The organism is Sphingobium chungangianum (assembly GCF_977014255.1).
Genome location: NZ_CDRNIV010000006.1, coordinates 137,695 through 152,603 on the forward strand (window position 1 = coordinate 137,695; position 14,909 = coordinate 152,603).

Sequence of the window (14,909 nt, forward strand, 5' to 3'; positions counted from 1 at the left end):
AATGCTGACGATTGAGAATCTGACCAACGAAATCGACGGCAAGGCGATCTTGAAGGGCCTCTCGCTTTCCATCAAGGCGGGGGAAATCCATGCGATCATGGGGCCGAACGGCGCGGGCAAGTCGACGCTGGCCTACACGCTCGGCGGCCGTCCGAACTATGAAGTCACCGGCGGCACGGCCTCTCTGGACGGTGTGAACTTGTTCAGCATGGACCCCCATGAGCGCGCCGCCGCTGGCCTGTTCCTGGGCTTCCAGTACCCCGTCGAAATCCCCGGCGTGTCCAACCTCCAATTCCTGCGCGAAAGCCTCAATTCGCAGCGCCGCGCGCGCGGAGAGAAGGAACTGAACGGCGGCGAGTTCATCAAGCTCGCCAAGGAAAAGGCAGCGCTGCTCGGCCTCGACATGGAGATGCTGAAGCGTCCGGTGAATGTCGGCTTTTCCGGCGGCGAGAAGAAGCGCGCGGAAATGGTGCAGATGGGCATCCTCGATCCCAAGCTGGCGATCTTGGACGAAACGGACTCCGGCCTCGACATCGACGCACTGAAGATCGTGGGCGCGGGCATCAACGCCATCATGCGCAAGCCTGACAAGGCGGTGCTGCTGATCACCCACTATCAGCGCCTGCTCGATTATGTGAAGCCGGACTATGTCCATGTGCTTGCTGGCGGTCGGATCGTGAAGTCCGGCGGCCCGGAACTCGCGCTGGAACTCGAGCGCGAAGGCTATGCGGAGGTGGTTGCGGCGTGACGACGCTCACCCTTCCCACGCGCAAGGCGGAAGAATGGCGCTATAGCGACTTGGAAGCTGTCGCCTCGATCTGGCCGACGCCCGCGCCGACGCGCATCGATGTCGTGGCCGGACAAACGTCGCGCCACCATCTGTTGCAGGATGCGGGCGAGGGCGCGGCGGTGGTGCATGATTATGTCATCACCATCGCGGACGGCGCGCGCTGCGATTTTCATGTGCTCAACATCGGCGGCAAGTTGGGCCGCGTGACCTTCGCGGTGACGCTGGGCAAGGGGAGTCATTTCGAACTGAACGGTGCGATCATCGGCGGCGGGGATCAGGTGCTGGAGATCATCACCAAAGTCACCCATGCCGAGCCGGACGCGACCAGCGGGCAGACGATCCGCTCGATCCTCGGCCAGCGCGCAACGGGCAGCTATCTCGGCTCGATCAATGTCGCGCGCGATGCGCAGCGAACGGACGCTTTCCAGTCGGTGAAGGCGATGCTGCTCGACCGCACCGCCACGGCCAATGCCAAGCCGGAACTGGAAATCTACGCCGACGACGTGAAATGCGCCCATGGCGCGACCGTGGGTGAACTGGACCGTCAGGCTCTGTTTTACATGGCGAGCCGGGGCATGGACCCGGCCACCGCCAAGACGCTGCTGCTGAAGGCCTTCGTCGCTGGCGTGTTCGACGACGTGGCCGATGAGGCGGTCAAGGACAGCCTCGAAGCCGCTGCGATCGCCAAGCTGGAGACGCTGGTATGACCGACCAGACTCAACAGCCGAACGGAGGTTTGCAGTTGCGGGATGACTTCCCCGGTGTCGGCAGCTGGCACTATCTCGACAGCGCCGCCACCGCGCAGAAGCCCAACGCCGTCATCGACGCCATCGCCCGCGCCTATGGCCCGGACTATGCGACGGTCCATCGTGGCGTCTATGAGCGCTCCGCCAACATGACGCTCGCCTATGAAGCCGCCCGCCGCAAGGTCGCGCAGTTCATCGGCGCGGCATCCGATAGCGAGATCGTCTATGTCCGTGGCGCGACCGAGGGCATCAACCTCGTCGCGCACAGCTGGGCCGGAACGCAGCTCAAGGCAGGCGACCGCATCCTGCTGTCGATGCTGGAGCATCATAGCAATATCGTGCCCTGGCAGATCGTCGCCGAACGGGTTGGCGCAGCGATTGACGTTGTGCCGCTCACCGCCGACGGCCAGATCGACCTTGACGCCATGCAGGCGATGATCACGCCCGCGCACAAGATGGTCGCGCTGGCCCATGTGTCGAACGTGTTGGGCAGCGTCCTTGACGTCCGGCGCGCCGCCGACATCGCGCATGGCGTAGGCGCGAAGATATTGATCGACGGTTGCCAGGCCGTGCCCCGCCTTGCCGTGGATGTGCAGGCGCTCGATTGCGATTTCTACGTCTTTTCCGCGCACAAGCTTTACGGCCCGACCGGCATTGGTGTGTTGTGGGGCCGCAAGGAGTTGCTCGACGCCATGCCGCCCTATCAGGGTGGCGGGTCGATGATCGACAAGGTGACCTTTGAAAAGACCACCTACGCCCCTGCACCGACCCGGTTCGAGGCGGGGACGCCGCATATCACCGGTGTCGTCGGCCTGTCCGCCGCTATCGACTATGTGCAGGCGATCGGGCTCGACGCGATCCATGCCCATGAATGCATGCTGGTGGCCAAGGCGCGGGTGGCGCTGGAGAGCCTGAACAGCGTGCGCGTTTTTGGCCCGGAGGACAGCGCGGGCATCCTCTCCTTCGAAGTCGAGGGGGTGCATCCGCACGATGTCGGCACCATATTGGACGAAACGGGTGTTGCGATCCGCGCCGGGCATCATTGCGCCCAGCCGCTGATGCGCCATCTGGGCGTCGAAGCGACGGCGCGGGCCAGTTTCGGCATTTATAGCGATGAGGGCGATGTCGATGCCCTTGTCAAAGGCATAGAGCGAGTGAGGAAGATCTTCGCCAATGACTGAGGCAAATTCCGGGGAACGGCAGATTCTGGTGGAAGAGGTGGACGCCGTGAACGCACCGCCCAAAGCGCGCGTGGAGGAGGCGGCAGCGGATGCCGCGCCGCGCCAGCGCGACTATCTGGACGGCTTCCTTGCACAGAAGCCCGCGCAAACGCCTGTGGGTGAGCCGGGCGGCAGCCTTTATGACGGCGTCATCGATGCGCTGAAGGAAATTTACGACCCGGAAATCCCGGTGAACATCTATGACCTCGGCCTGATCTACGGCGTCGACGTCACCGAGGACGGCCATGTCGTCGTCACGATGACGCTCACCACACCGCATTGCCCGGTGGCCGAATCCATGCCGGGTGAAGTCGAACTGCGCGTCGGCGCGGTGCCGGGCGTGGGCGATGCGCAGGTCAATCTGGTCTGGGATCCGCCATGGGACCCGCAGAAGATGAGCGACGAGGCCAAGCTCGAACTAGGGATGCTCTAACCATCTCCCCTCCCGCAGGTGGGAGGGGACCAAGGGGTGGGCGCGAGCGCAGCGAGCTTCGCGCGGAACCCTGACCCTCCCGCCAGCGGGAGGGGAGGAGAACGAAGAATGACCGAGACGACCACCAAGACCCGTGCCCGGCCCGCCGCTGTCATCCTGACGCCCAACGCGGAAGCGCGCATCGCCGACCTGATGCGCCAGGCTCCCGAAGGGGCGATCGGCGTCAAGCTGTCCACGCCACGCCGCGGCTGCTCGGGCCTTGCCTATTCGGTGGACTATGTGACCGAGGAAGCGAAGTTCGACGAGAAGATCGAAACGCCGGGCGGCACCTTCTACATTGACGGCGCGTCGGTCCTCTATCTGGTGGGATCGACGATGGACTGGGTGGAGGATGACTTCACCGCCGGTTTCGTCTTCAACAATCCCAATGCCAAGGGCAGCTGCGGCTGCGGCGAAAGCTTCACGGTCTAGTTCGGGAGGGACCCCGCGATCCCCCACATGCTGATCCTTGGCATGGGCTACACCGCCTCCCGCCTTGCCGCCCGACTGCGCGGCGAGGGGTGGGAGGTGACAGGCGTGCGCCGGATCTCCGATTGCGAGGCAATAGCCTTCGATGACGACGATGCCGTTCGCGCCAGCATCGCCCAGGCGACCCACATCCTCTCTTCCGTCCCTCCGGAAGGCGAGGCCGACCCTGTGCTCACCCGCTATGGCGCGTCGATCGCTGCCGCCCCGGCCCTCTGGAGCGGCTATCTGTCCTCGACCGGCGTTTACGGCGATGCTGCGGGCGCCTGGGTGGACGAAGCGAGCCCCATCGGCTCGGGCCGCCGCGCGGCGCGAGTGCAAGCGGACAGCGACTGGCGCGCGCTTCGCGAGGACATGCGCTGTTTCCGCCTGCCAGGCATCTATGGTCCGGGCCGGTCGGCGATCGAGCGTGTACGCGAGGGCAAGGCGCACCGGATCGACCTGCCCGATCAGATTTTCAGCCGCGCCCATGTCGATGACATCGTGAACGGCATCATCGCCTCCTTCGACGGGCCGCCGGGCACCTATAATCTGGCCGACGACCTGCCCTGCGCGCAGAACCGCTTGATCGAGGCGGCCTGCGCCATGCTGGGCGCACCGCTTCCGCCGCTGCTGACGCTGGACGAGGCCCATCTGTCGCCCATGGCGCTATCCTTCTATGCGGAAAATCGGCGGGTGGCGAACGGCCGGGCCAAGCGGCTCCTGGGCTGGGCACCGCGCTATCCCACCTATCACGAAGGCCTTGCCGCCTGCCTCGCCGGGGCGGGATGACTCAGGTCACCGCATCGCTTGCGCGGCGTTAACCAAAACGCCCCATGGATGGTCCCACAGCTTACGCCAAGGACTTCTCGCCATGGAACGGATCGACCGCAACTTCGCCGCGCTCAGCCAGCGCATGAGCCGCCTGGCGATGCCCGAAGCCGCCAATCCCGCGCCGCAATCGCTCGCCAGCCTGATCGACAGGGTAAATGCGGCGAAGCGTCATTATGAGCCGCGGGTTCGCCGTTAAGTCGCCTTCGCCCGCAGCGCGATCACCATGCCAGCCACCGCCAGCACTGCGCCTGCGACACTCAACATCGACCAGCGATAATCCTCGAACAGCGTGGAAATCAGCATGGCGATAACGGGAATGAGCACGCTGCTATAGGCTGCCCGCCCCGGCCCCACCCGCTGAATAAGCTGGAAATAAAGCGGGAAAGTCACCACCGAGCCCGCAACGCCCAGCCAGGCTATGCCAAACAGATAACCCGCGCGCCACTCGATCACTGGCGGTCCCACGGTCACCAACGCATAAGCCGCATCGACCGCGCTGCCGATCAGCATGCCCCAGGTGAGCACCGCCGCCATCGGCAGGCGGCGGGCGATCTGCATACCCTGCATGACATTCGCCGTGGATGCGCTGAGCAGCCCCGCGACGCTGAGCCCGATGCCGACCAGCACGGCTTCGGCCGACACCGGCGCCGCGCGATATTCGCGCAACAGCAGCAACATGATCCCCGCAATCGCCACCAGCGACCCCAGCACGAAGGCGCGGCTGACCGGCTGGCGAAAGGCGATCCAGGCGAGGACGCTGTTGGGGATCAGCAGCAGCGCATAGACCGTCGCGACGACGCCGGAGGTCAGATAATGTTCTGCCCGATAGACGAAGTTGAAGTTGAGCACGAACTGCGCCACGCCCAATGCGCCCGCAAAGGCCATCCCCGCTGGCGGCAACCGCAAGGGAACCCGGCGGATCATCGCGAACAGCGCCATGCCCGCCGCGCCCAGCAGGAAGCGGTAGCAGACCGACCAGCTCGGCGGTACCGCGCCCAGCTGATCGCGAATGACGATCCAGGTAGAACTCCAGATCAGCGTGACGAGCAGGAAGGGCAGGATGACGCCGCCCCGCGCCTCGGACGATCCACTCATCCCAGAGCCTTAAGGGCGTCGGCGAGTGGCTGGACCGCCGCAGCATCCTGTGCCCAGTTGGTAACGAGACGCGCAGCCCCTTCGCCCCAGTCGTAAAAATCGAAGCCTTGCGCGCGCAAGCCTGTGGCCTCGGCAGGAGAGAGGCGGATGAACAACTCATTGGCCTCTACGGCGTGGAGCAGCCGATCGGGCACTGCCCCCGCCAGCGCGGCAGCGGCGGCATTGGCGGCGCGGGCGTTGGTCAGCCACAGCTCATCCTCCAGCATCGCCAATATCTGCGCGGCAAGATAGCGGCCCTTGGACAGCAGATGCCCGCCGCGCTTGCGCCATCGTGCCGCTTCGGCCGCACGCGCATCTGCCTGCGGACCAAAGAAGAGCAGCGCTTCGCCCACCATGCCGCCATTCTTGACGCAGCCGAAGGTCAGCACATCGACACCAGCCCGCCACGACAGATCACCCGGATGGCAACCCAGATGCGCCACGGCATTGGCAAAGCGGGCGCCGTCCATGTGCAGGCCAAGATCATGACCCCGCGCCACATCCCCGATCACGGCGACCTCTTCCGGCGTATAGACGCGGCCATATTCGCTCGCCTGAGTGATGCTGATCGCACGGGCCGGAATCTGGTGCACGTCCGGACGGATCGCCTGCAATCGTTCGACCAGCGTGTCAGGCGAAAGCTTCGCGCCATCTCCCGGCAAACCCATCAGGCTGGCACCGTGGGTGTAAAAGGCGGGCGCGCCACATTCATCGACCATGATGTGCGACTCTTCATGGCAGAGGATGCCGCCATAGGGCGGGCAGAGGCAGGCAAGCGCTATGCTGTTCGCCGCCGTGCCGGTCGCCACCCACAGCGCGCGAACCGGGGCGCCGAACAGATCCGAAAAGGCGCCGTCCATCCGCGCGCTCCACGCGTCGCCATCATAGCCGTGGTCAGCCAGATCAGCCGCCGCCATCGCCGCCATTACTTGCGGGCAGACCGGGGTCGCATTGTCCGAAAAGAAGTGCATGGTTGAGGGCATAAGCGCGCCGCCGCCCGCCGCCAAGATGCCAGCAGGTGGCGAGCGGCCCTTTCGAAACCGGAACAAATTGGACAGTAATCATGACCCATTGTTTCGGCCAGCCGTTTGTGACATAGGCGGCCGGTCCTACTAGAGGAGCATTGATCATGGACGTCCAGCAGAAGTCGCGCTTCACCGTCAACCCGAGCAGCAAGGCTGTGGCGGCTGACCAGCGCGCGCTATTGCTGGAGGATCCCGGCTTTGGCCGCCTGTTCACCGATCATATGGTGACGATCCGCTATACCGAGGGGCAGGGGTGGCACAGCCATGCCGTCGGCCCGCGTGAACCGTTCCAGCTCGATCCTGCCTGCGCCGTTCTGCACTATGCGCAGGAAATCTTCGAAGGCATGAAGGCCTACCGGCTTGAGGATGGCAGCATCGCCATGTTCCGGCCGGAAGAAAATGCCCGCCGCTTCGCCGAATCGGCGGAACGCATGGCGATGCCTGTCCTGCCCGAAGACATTTTCCTGGAGGCTGTCGAGGAACTGGTGAAGATCGACGCCGCGTGGATACCCACCGGCGAAGGCAGCCTCTATCTCCGCCCCTTCATGTTCGCGAGCGAAAGCTTCTTGGGCGTTCGTCCGGCGGCGGAATATATCTTCTGCGTCATCGCCTCGCCCGCCGGCGCCTATTTCAAGGGCGGCAAGAAGGCGGTCACGCTTTGGGTGTCGGAACATTATACCCGCGCGGCGAAGGGCGGCACGGGCGCGGCCAAATGCGGCGGCAATTATGCGGCGAGCTTGGTCGCGCAGTCCGAAGCGACCAGGCATGGCTGCGATCAGGTCGTCTTCCTCGACGCCGCCGAGCATAAGTGGGTCGAGGAACTGGGCGGCATGAACGTCTTCTTCGTGATGGATGACGGGTCGATCGTCACCCCGCCGCTGTCGGGCACCATCCTGCCCGGCATCACCCGCAACAGCATCATCACCCTCGCCCGCGCCAAGGGGCATGAGGTGCGCGAAGAACCCTATAGCTTTGCGCAGTGGCGCGACGATGGGGCCAGAGGCAAGCTGCGCGAGGCGTTCGCCTGCGGCACCGCTGCGGTCGTGACGGCGATCGGCACGGTGAAGAGCGTCGATGGCGACTTCACCATCGGCAATGGCGACGGCGGCATCGTGACCGAAGCCCTGCGCGCCGAGCTGACCGGCATCCAGCGCGGAACGGTTGCGGATCCCGCTGGTTGGGTGCGCAAGCTTTAAGGCAGCGAACCTCTCACTCCCGGACAGGAGATGTGGATAGATTATTCGCGCAGAGGCGCAGAGGACGCAGAGGTTTTTTCTCTCTGCGATCTCTGCGCCTCTGCGCGAACTAATGACCCAGCACTCTTTGATCGGGGTTTGTCACGCTTCCCAATCGGCCGCCAAGCGCCTAGATAGCTTGCATGCAACGTTTTGATGTCGTCATCTTGGGCGGGGGCCTTGTCGGGCTGACCCTGGGCATCGCGCTTTCCGGTCATGGGGTGCGGTGCGCCGTCATCGATCCTGCTGATCCGGTCGAAACCAGCGCCGTCGGTTTCGACGGCCGCGTGTCCGCCATTTCCTCGACCAGCCATGCGATGCTGTCCGCGATTGGTGTGGCCGCATTGCTGGAAGGGAAGGGCTGCCCCATCGACCGCATCTGGGTCAGCGACGGGCTGGAGCCCGGTGCGCTCGACTTCGCGCCCGATGCTGACGATGGGGTCATGGGGATCATGTTCCCCAATCGCGACCTGCGCGTCGCCCTGGCTCAGGCAGCGGAGAAAGCGGAAAATCTGACCCGCTTCCAGCCCGACCGAGCCACCCATGTCGATCGCAATGCCGATGGCGTCAGCCTGACGCTCGCCAGTGGGCAGGTTCTGCACGGCGCGCTTCTGGTGGCTGCCGAGGGCCGGAACAGCCCGACGCGCGAAGCTGCGGGCATCCGCACCACTCGCTGGCAATATAAGCATACCGCCATGGTAACGGCGATCGATCATGAGGTGCCGCACGCCAACACGGCCTACGAGATTTTCTATCCCGGTGGCCCTTTCGCGCTGCTGCCGATGCTGCCGGGCACGCGATCGGCGATCGTGTGGACCGTGCCGACCGAGCAGGCGCCGGTGATGCTGAAATTGTCCGAGCGGGCATGGCTCGCCGAAGCACAGAAGCGCATGGGCGGTTTCCTGGGCGAAATATCGCTGGCCGGGCCGCGTTCCAGCTACCCGCTCGGCTTCCACCATGCCGCGCGGATCACCGACACTCGGCTGGCGCTGGTCGGTGACAGTGCGCACGCGATCCATCCGATTGCCGGGCAGGGCCTGAACCTCGGCTTCCGCGACGTCGCCGCGCTGGTGGAGGTCCTTGTCGATGGCATACGCCTCGGCCTTGATCCGGGCGACGCGCAGTTGATGGCACGCTACCAGCGTTGGCGCGGGCTGGACGCGATGTCCGTCAGCGTTGCCATGGACGGTCTCGTCCGGCTGTTCGATGTACCCGGCCGCATTCCTTCAGCCGTCCGCCGCTTCGGCCTCGCCGCCGTACAGCGCACACCGATGCTCAAGAACCGCTTCATGGCGGAGGCACGCGGCGAATCCGGCGCGCTGCCCAAGCTGCTGATCGGGGAACTCGTCTAAGTTTTTCCGTCATGCCAGTGAAAACTGGCATCTCGCTTGGACCCCAGCTTTCGCTGGGTGACGACGAAGAGCTTACCCCCACATCCGCCGCATCACGTCATCCTTCAGGATGAAGTGATGGCGCAGCGCCGCCGCGACATGCAGGACGAGGAGCGCGATCCAGGCGAAGGCGAATATCTCATGCGCCTCGGCGGAAAAGCCAACGATCGCGTCATCCTTCGTCACCGCAAATTTCGGCACATCGAACAGGAAGAACCAGTTGAGCGGCCATTTCCCCGCCGAACTCATGATCCAGCCGGTGAGGGGCACCAGCAGCATGAAGGCATAGAATGTGTAGTGCGTAACCTTCGCGGCCAGCCTTTCCCAGGCGGGCAAACCCTCAGGCAAAGGCGTTTGCCGATGGGTCAGACGCCAGACCAGCCGAAGGATCGCCAGCGCCAGCACGGTGAGGCCGACCGATTTATGCACCGGCATCACCTGCCAATCGCGCGGCAGGGAGTCATGCGCCAGTCCCAGCCACAGGTTGAATAGGATCAGGATCGCCATGACCCAATGCAACGTGCGGGCAACCAGGCTGTATCGTTCCACCGGCGTCTCCTGATCCTTGGCGCTTTATCCGTGACGGTTGGCGACCAGATTATCCACCACCGAAGGATCGGCAAGGGTGCTTGTGTCGCCCAGAGCCTGCGCCGACACCTCGCCTTCCGCGATCTTGCGCAGGATGCGGCGCATGATCTTGCCGGAGCGGGTCTTGGGCAGGCCGGGGGCGAACTGGATGACGTCGGGCGTGGCGATCGGGCCGATCTCGGTGCGGACCCAGGCGATCAGCGTCTTGCGCAATTCCTCGCTCGGCTCCTCGCCGCTGTTCAGCGTGACATAGGCGTAGATGCCTTGGCCCTTGATGTCATGGGGCATGCCAACCACAGCCGCTTCGGCGACCGCTTCGTGCAGCACCAGCGCGCTTTCGACCTCGGCCGTGCCCATGCGGTGGCCGGACACGTTGATCACATCATCGACGCGGCCGGTGATCCAATAATATCCGTCGGCATCGCGGCGCGCGCCGTCGCCGGTCGTATATTTGCCGGGGAATGTGGTGAAATAGGTCTGGAAAAAGCGCTCATGATCGCCCCAGACGGTGCGCATCTGACCCGGCCAGCTTCCGGCGATGACCAGATTGCCCTCCGCCGCTCCTTCCTGCACCTTCCCCTCGCTATCGACGATCTGCGGGATCACGCCCGGCATCGGCAGCGTTGCCGAACCCGGCTTCAGGTCAGTGGCCCCCGGCATAGGCGCGATCATCGCCGCGCCCGTTTCCGTCTGCCACCAGGTATCGATGATCGGGCAGCGATCCTCACCCACGACATGATGATACCAGCGCCACGCCTCGGGGTTGATCGGCTCGCCCACGGTGCCCAGCAGGCGCAGCGACTTGCGGCTGGTGGAGCGCACAAACTCGTCGCCCTCCTTCATCAACGCGCGGAGGGCGGTGGGCGCGGTGAAGATCGTCTGAACCTGATGCCGGTCGACCACTTCCCAGATGCGGCTAGGCGTCGGATAGTTGGGCACGCCCTCATACATCAGCGTCGTCGCGCCGTTCGCGAGCGGGCCATAGACGATATAGCTGTGCCCGGTGACCCAACCGATGTCGGCGGCGCACCAGTATATGTCACCTGGGCGATAATCGAAGCAAAGCTCATGGGTAAGGCTGGCCCACAGCAGATAGCCGCCGGTCGTGTGCAGCACGCCCTTGGGCTTGCCGGTCGAACCCGAAGTATAGAGGATGAACAGCGGGTCTTCCGCATTCATCGGCTCGGGCGGGCAGTCGGCTGAGACCTTCGCGGCTTCCTCATGCAGCCACAGGTCGCGGCCTTCCTGCATGGCGATGGCGCTGCCGGTCGCCTGCACCACCACGACCTTTTTGACGCTTGGGCAATCCTTGAGCGCGGCATCGACATTGGCCTTGAGCGGCACTTGTCTGCCCGCGCGGCGGCCTTCGTCGGCGGTGATGACGATGTTGGAATCGCAATCGATGATCCGTCCCGCCAGCGCCTCGGGCGAGAAGCCGCCAAAGACGACCGAATGGATCGCGCCGATCCGCGTACAGGCGAGCAGGGCGAACGCCGCCTCCGGGATCATCGGCAGATAGACGGTGACGCGGTCGCCCTTCTTCGCGCCCGCAGCTTTCAGCACATTGGCGAAGCGGCAGACTTCCTCATGCACCTCAGCATAGGTGTAGCGGCGCGGCTCGGCATCGGGCGAGTCCGGTTCCCAGATGATCGCGGTCTGATCGCTCCGTTCCGCCAGATGCCGGTCGATGCAGTTGGCGCTGACGTTCAGCACGCCGTCGGCAAACCATTTCACGCCGAAATCCGCTTCGTCGAAGCTGCTTTCGTCCGTCTTGCTGGGGAAAGTCAGCCAATCCAGGCGCTTTGCGCGCTCCAGCCAGTAGGATGCCGGCTCGTTGATCGACCGCTGATAATCTGCCTCACGCCCATCCCGGTCGAGCAGCGCCGAAGCGGCCCATTCCTTGGATACCGGGAAAAAATCGTCAGACATCGAGTATCCTTTCCTGTGCGTTGCCTGCCCCTCTAGAGGGTAGAGGCGATCATCGGAAGCCCGGATCGTTCCGGTGCCGCCAAAGTTTCCACCATTTTGCCGCGCATTAAAGGAGTGACCACCCAATTTGCCGCTTTTCGCAGGCGCCGCCTCCGCTTAACAGGAAGCCATGTGGCAGCTCTTCCAATTCCCGCTTTGTCCCTTCTCCCGCAAGGTGCGCCTGCTGCTCGGCGAAAAGGGGATAGGCTATGACCTTGTGCGCGAATCGCCTTGGGAAGCGCGCGACGAGTTTCTGGATCTCAACCCCGCCGGAACGACGCCCGTCATGGTCGATCAGGAAAAGGGATCGACGCTGATCGACAGCCAGGCGATCTGCGAATATTTCGAGGAGACGGTCGAGAAATTCCCGCTGATCTCCGGCACGGCTGCGGGCAGGGCGGAGGTACGGAGGCTCGTCGCCTTCTTCGACCAGAATTTCTACGGCGATGTGGTCGGTCCGCTGCTGCATGAGCGGATGAAGAAGCGGTTGATCGAACGCGCGCCACCCGATGCGCGGGTGCTGCGCGAGGCGATGAAGCGCGCCAATGTCCATATGGATTATATGGACTATCTGCTCGATCACCGCAGCTGGATGGCGGGTGGCACGATGAGCCTTGCCGACATCGCGGCGGCAGCGCACCTGTCAGTCGCGGACTATCTGGGCGGCATAGACTGGGCCGGGCATGAGACGGTGAAGCGCTGGTATGCAGGCTTCAAGTCGCGCCCGTCCTTCCGGCCCCTGCTGTCGGAGCGGATGGAGGTCATCACCCCGCCGCCCCATTATGAAAAGCCGGATTTTTAGGGAGTCATTCGCCCTCAACCGCGAGATAGACGCGGTTCCGGCCATGCTCCTTCGCTAGATACAACGCCCGGTCGGCCGCCTTCAGCGCCGCGCGCGGATCGTCATGGGCCAGCACATTGGCAACGCCCGCCGAAAAGCTGACCCGTTCCATGCGCTCGCCATTGGTGCGGTTGACCAGGCTGCGCGTGGCAAGGTCCCGCCGGACATCGTCCACCGCTTCGCACGCCTCCGCCGCCGTCTTGCCGCGAAACAGCATGACGAACTCCTCGCCGCCGTGCCGCGCGACATGGCATTGGTCATTACTTGCCTTGGCCAGCAGCCCCGCGACGAACTTCAGCACGCGGTCGCCCGTGTCATGGCCGTGCGTATCGTTGATCACCTTGAAATGATCGATATCGCAGAAGGCGACGGCCAGCGGCTGGCCTTCCTTCCGGGCCATCGCCACCTCTTCTCGCAATGTGCTTTCAAAAGCGCGCCGGTTGGGCAGGCCCGTCAGATGGTCATGCTCTGCCGCCCGCCGCGCATTGGCAAGGCTGGAGCGCAGCGCATGATTCTGCTTCTGGTTCTGGCGTAGCTGCCCTTCGACCTGACGGGTCTTTTCGACCATGGACCGCGTAAGGGCTACCAGCCGCGCAAGGACGGGTTCATTTTTCGCGCCAGCGGCAAGGCCCTTCACTTCTTCCTGCAGCGCCGCGCCATAATCCTTCGCGGAATTGCGCGATTCGGTCATCAGGCCGGTGAATTCGGAGAGATTCTCCTCGACCTTCGCCAGCATCGTGGACAGCGCCTCGGGCGTCACCTCATCCCCGCGCTGCTCCGCCACGATTTCTTCGACCCAGCTGTTGCTGATCTTGCCACGCTCCGCCAGCACTGCCCTGATCGCCTTTTCCACGCCGATCTGCGACCCGGTCAGATAATCATGCGCAACGCCGAAATTCAGCGGTGTGAGGTCAAGATCGTGCGCGAACAGGAAATTGCCGATCTCGTCATACAGCTTGCGCCGCCGATTGATCTCGCGATGCGCGGTGCTGCCAGAACGGGCGCGCTGGGGTTCGGCTTCGTCCGTCTCTTCCTCTGCGTCCGGTTTGCCCGACAGGCCGCGAGCCCATCGAGTCAGACGATCGGCCAGGCCGTGCTGCGCGTTTGCGGATGATGATGCCCCAGTCATGCCGGTAATAACGGACCGAACTGACTAAGGTTAAGAGCGCGGGAATCAAAAAAACGCCCAGCCCCCCGATCCACCGACAATATTGGCGTCGATCAGATATCCGCCGCGATCAGCCAGTCGCGGAAAATGCGCACCGCGCGTGTCTGCAAGGCGCGGGGCCGACAGACGAAATAATAGCGATAGGGGCTTTCCACCCGCGTTTCGGGGAACAGGCGAACGAGGCGTGCGTCGTCCGCTTCCTTGAAGTGGCTCGCATGCATCACCGCGACGCCCAGGCCCTGCGCCGCCGCCTCCAGCATCAACTGGCCCGAATCATAATTGTCGATCGCGAGCGGCTGCAGGTCCGGCAATCCCACCGCTTCCTTCCACGCCTCGAACGAAAGGTTCATGTCGCGATGAAGCAGGATGGTGTGCTCCGCCAGGTCCGCGGGAGTCGCGATCTTCTGCGGCGATTCCAGCAGCGCCTTGCGGCCGATCAGATAGACTTCGTCATGATCCAACTCATGGGCATAGAGCGCCGGATCGATATCCTTCGCAAGCACGATCGCGGCGTCCAGCCCTTCGCCCAGCCGCGCGACCGCATGCGGCGTCGTTTCGATGTCGATGTGCAATTGCGGATGCTTCTGCCGCAACGCGCCCAGATGGGGGAACAGCCGCTGCGTCGCGAACAGCGGCATCACCGCGAGGCGCAGGCGAAGCTGGTTGCCGCCGCTCTGAATATTCTCCAGCGCCTGGCTCAGCGAATCAAGCGCGGGCGCGATGTCGTCGAGCAGCTTCTGGCCATCGGCATTGATTTCCAGCGCCTGATGCTTGCGGTCGAACAACGGGCGGCCAATAAATCGTTCCAGCGCCTGAACGCGGCGGCTGAGCGCGGGCGTGGACAGCGCCAGTTCTTCAGCCGCAGCCTTGACCGAGCCAAGACGGGCTACCTGAACAAAGGCCTCAAGGGCGGTAAGGGGCGGCAGTCTGCGCATAATCGATCTGTAGCTAAGCCATAACTCTGTTGCGACGCGTCATCGGTACGCTTCGAAGGTTGAGCGGCCTATCCCAAGTCATCCTCTTTTCACCAGC

Annotated in this window: 16 protein-coding genes; 10 read left to right on the forward strand and 6 right to left on the reverse strand. The window is 64.0% G+C overall.

Annotated features, from left to right (window positions below; translation table 11 throughout):
• Position 1: 1 nt before the first annotated feature.
• From sufC to ACWNC0_RS07580, 7 genes are all read left to right on the forward strand, one after another.
• Entirely contained in the window at positions 2-748 is a 747-nt protein-coding gene (sufC, locus tag ACWNC0_RS07550; RefSeq protein ID WP_196225023.1) for a Fe-S cluster assembly ATPase SufC, read from the forward strand.
• A complete protein-coding gene (locus ACWNC0_RS07555; RefSeq protein ID WP_449470703.1) occupies positions 745-1,497 on the forward strand; it encodes a SufD family Fe-S cluster assembly protein in 753 nt (250 codons plus the stop codon). Before sufC ends, ACWNC0_RS07555 begins: the two co-directional genes overlap by 4 nt.
• Positions 1,494-2,717 carry a cysteine desulfurase gene (locus ACWNC0_RS07560; protein ID WP_449470704.1) on the forward strand — a complete coding sequence of 408 codons (1,224 nt, stop codon included), beginning with the start codon at positions 1,494-1,496 and terminating at the stop codon, positions 2,715-2,717. Before ACWNC0_RS07555 ends, ACWNC0_RS07560 begins: the two co-directional genes overlap by 4 nt.
• Complete coding sequence (locus ACWNC0_RS07565) at positions 2,710-3,189, forward strand: SUF system Fe-S cluster assembly protein (RefSeq protein WP_449470706.1); 480 nt, start codon at positions 2,710-2,712, stop codon at positions 3,187-3,189. Before ACWNC0_RS07560 ends, ACWNC0_RS07565 begins: the two co-directional genes overlap by 8 nt.
• 108 nt (positions 3,190-3,297) lie before the next feature.
• Positions 3,298-3,660, forward strand: coding sequence for a HesB/IscA family protein (locus tag ACWNC0_RS07570; protein WP_196225027.1), 363 nt, complete (start codon positions 3,298-3,300; stop codon positions 3,658-3,660).
• Positions 3,661-3,678: 18 nt separating this feature from the next.
• On the forward strand, positions 3,679-4,485 hold the full coding sequence (locus ACWNC0_RS07575; protein WP_449474565.1) for an SDR family NAD(P)-dependent oxidoreductase: 807 nt from the start codon (positions 3,679-3,681) through the stop codon (positions 4,483-4,485).
• A gap of 82 nt (positions 4,486-4,567) precedes the next feature.
• The gene (locus ACWNC0_RS07580) at positions 4,568-4,723 is read left to right on the forward strand and encodes a hypothetical protein (protein ID WP_449470708.1); all 156 of its coding nucleotides are present in this window, start codon (positions 4,568-4,570) and stop codon (positions 4,721-4,723) included.
• On the opposite strand, the gene ACWNC0_RS07585 is transcribed toward ACWNC0_RS07580, so the two are convergent.
• The gene (locus tag ACWNC0_RS07585) at positions 4,720-5,622 is read right to left on the reverse strand and encodes a DMT family transporter (protein WP_449470709.1); all 903 of its coding nucleotides are present in this window, start codon (positions 5,620-5,622) and stop codon (positions 4,720-4,722) included. The genes ACWNC0_RS07580 and ACWNC0_RS07585 overlap by 4 nt on opposite strands.
• Positions 5,619-6,632: a threonine aldolase family protein gene (locus tag ACWNC0_RS07590; protein ID WP_449470711.1), complete on the reverse strand. Its 1,014-nt coding sequence runs from the start codon at positions 6,630-6,632 to the stop codon at positions 5,619-5,621. The genes ACWNC0_RS07585 and ACWNC0_RS07590 overlap by 4 nt, the downstream gene beginning before the upstream one ends.
• Positions 6,633-6,790: 158 nt before the next feature.
• On the opposite strand from ACWNC0_RS07590, the gene ACWNC0_RS07595 reads away from it, so the two are divergent.
• Both ACWNC0_RS07595 and ACWNC0_RS07600 read left to right on the forward strand, forming a co-directional pair.
• The gene (locus ACWNC0_RS07595; protein ID WP_449470713.1) at positions 6,791-7,882 is read left to right on the forward strand and encodes a branched-chain amino acid aminotransferase; all 1,092 of its coding nucleotides are present in this window, start codon (positions 6,791-6,793) and stop codon (positions 7,880-7,882) included.
• Positions 7,883-8,064: 182 nt separating this feature from the next.
• Positions 8,065-9,273 (forward strand): FAD-dependent monooxygenase, encoded by a 1,209-nt coding sequence (locus ACWNC0_RS07600; protein WP_449470715.1) that lies wholly within the window; start codon positions 8,065-8,067, stop codon positions 9,271-9,273.
• A gap of 72 nt (positions 9,274-9,345) precedes the next feature.
• On the opposite strand, the gene ACWNC0_RS07605 is transcribed toward ACWNC0_RS07600, so the two are convergent.
• Positions 9,346-9,861 (reverse strand): cytochrome b, encoded by a 516-nt coding sequence (locus ACWNC0_RS07605; protein WP_449470716.1) that lies wholly within the window; start codon positions 9,859-9,861, stop codon positions 9,346-9,348.
• 24 nt (positions 9,862-9,885) lie between these two features.
• Entirely contained in the window at positions 9,886-11,829 is a 1,944-nt protein-coding gene (acs, locus tag ACWNC0_RS07610) for an acetate--CoA ligase (RefSeq protein ID WP_449470718.1), read from the reverse strand.
• A 169-nt stretch (positions 11,830-11,998) separates the two neighbouring features.
• On the opposite strand from acs, the gene ACWNC0_RS07615 reads away from it, so the two are divergent.
• Entirely contained in the window at positions 11,999-12,670 is a 672-nt protein-coding gene (locus tag ACWNC0_RS07615; RefSeq protein WP_196225035.1) for a glutathione S-transferase family protein, read from the forward strand.
• A 4-nt stretch (positions 12,671-12,674) separates the two neighbouring features.
• Here ACWNC0_RS07615 and ACWNC0_RS07620 read toward each other — a convergent pair whose 3' ends face one another.
• Together ACWNC0_RS07620 and ACWNC0_RS07625 are read right to left on the reverse strand one after the other, a co-directional pair.
• Entirely contained in the window at positions 12,675-13,838 is a 1,164-nt protein-coding gene (locus ACWNC0_RS07620) for a diguanylate cyclase (RefSeq protein ID WP_449470720.1), read from the reverse strand.
• Between the two features lie 92 nt (positions 13,839-13,930).
• Positions 13,931-14,812, reverse strand: coding sequence for a LysR substrate-binding domain-containing protein (locus tag ACWNC0_RS07625; RefSeq protein WP_449470721.1), 882 nt, complete (start codon positions 14,810-14,812; stop codon positions 13,931-13,933).
• Positions 14,813-14,909: the final 97 nt, after the last annotated feature.

What these genes read in the sequence shown, in the direction of transcription:
- ACWNC0_RS07625 (WP_449470721.1), bottom strand. Translation starts at nt 14,812, where the DNA reads ATGCGCAGACTGCCGCCCCTTACCGCCCTTGAGGCCTTTGTTCAGGTA.
- ACWNC0_RS07570 (WP_196225027.1), top strand. Translation starts at nt 3,298, where the DNA reads ATGACCGAGACGACCACCAAGACCCGTGCCCGGCCCGCCGCTGTCATC.
- sufC (WP_196225023.1), top strand. Translation starts at nt 2, where the DNA reads ATGCTGACGATTGAGAATCTGACCAACGAAATCGACGGCAAGGCGATC.
- ACWNC0_RS07565 (WP_449470706.1), top strand. Translation starts at nt 2,710, where the DNA reads ATGACTGAGGCAAATTCCGGGGAACGGCAGATTCTGGTGGAAGAGGTG.
- ACWNC0_RS07620 (WP_449470720.1), bottom strand. Translation starts at nt 13,838, where the DNA reads ATGACTGGGGCATCATCATCCGCAAACGCGCAGCACGGCCTGGCCGAT.
- ACWNC0_RS07590 (WP_449470711.1), bottom strand. Translation starts at nt 6,632, where the DNA reads ATGCACTTCTTTTCGGACAATGCGACCCCGGTCTGCCCGCAAGTAATG.
- acs (WP_449470718.1), bottom strand. Translation starts at nt 11,829, where the DNA reads ATGTCTGACGATTTTTTCCCGGTATCCAAGGAATGGGCCGCTTCGGCG.
- ACWNC0_RS07560 (WP_449470704.1), top strand. Translation starts at nt 1,494, where the DNA reads ATGACCGACCAGACTCAACAGCCGAACGGAGGTTTGCAGTTGCGGGAT.
- ACWNC0_RS07615 (WP_196225035.1), top strand. Translation starts at nt 11,999, where the DNA reads ATGTGGCAGCTCTTCCAATTCCCGCTTTGTCCCTTCTCCCGCAAGGTG.
- ACWNC0_RS07600 (WP_449470715.1), top strand. Translation starts at nt 8,065, where the DNA reads ATGCAACGTTTTGATGTCGTCATCTTGGGCGGGGGCCTTGTCGGGCTG.
- ACWNC0_RS07595 (WP_449470713.1), top strand. Translation starts at nt 6,791, where the DNA reads ATGGACGTCCAGCAGAAGTCGCGCTTCACCGTCAACCCGAGCAGCAAG.
- ACWNC0_RS07580 (WP_449470708.1), top strand. Translation starts at nt 4,568, where the DNA reads ATGGAACGGATCGACCGCAACTTCGCCGCGCTCAGCCAGCGCATGAGC.
- ACWNC0_RS07585 (WP_449470709.1), bottom strand. Translation starts at nt 5,622, where the DNA reads ATGAGTGGATCGTCCGAGGCGCGGGGCGGCGTCATCCTGCCCTTCCTG.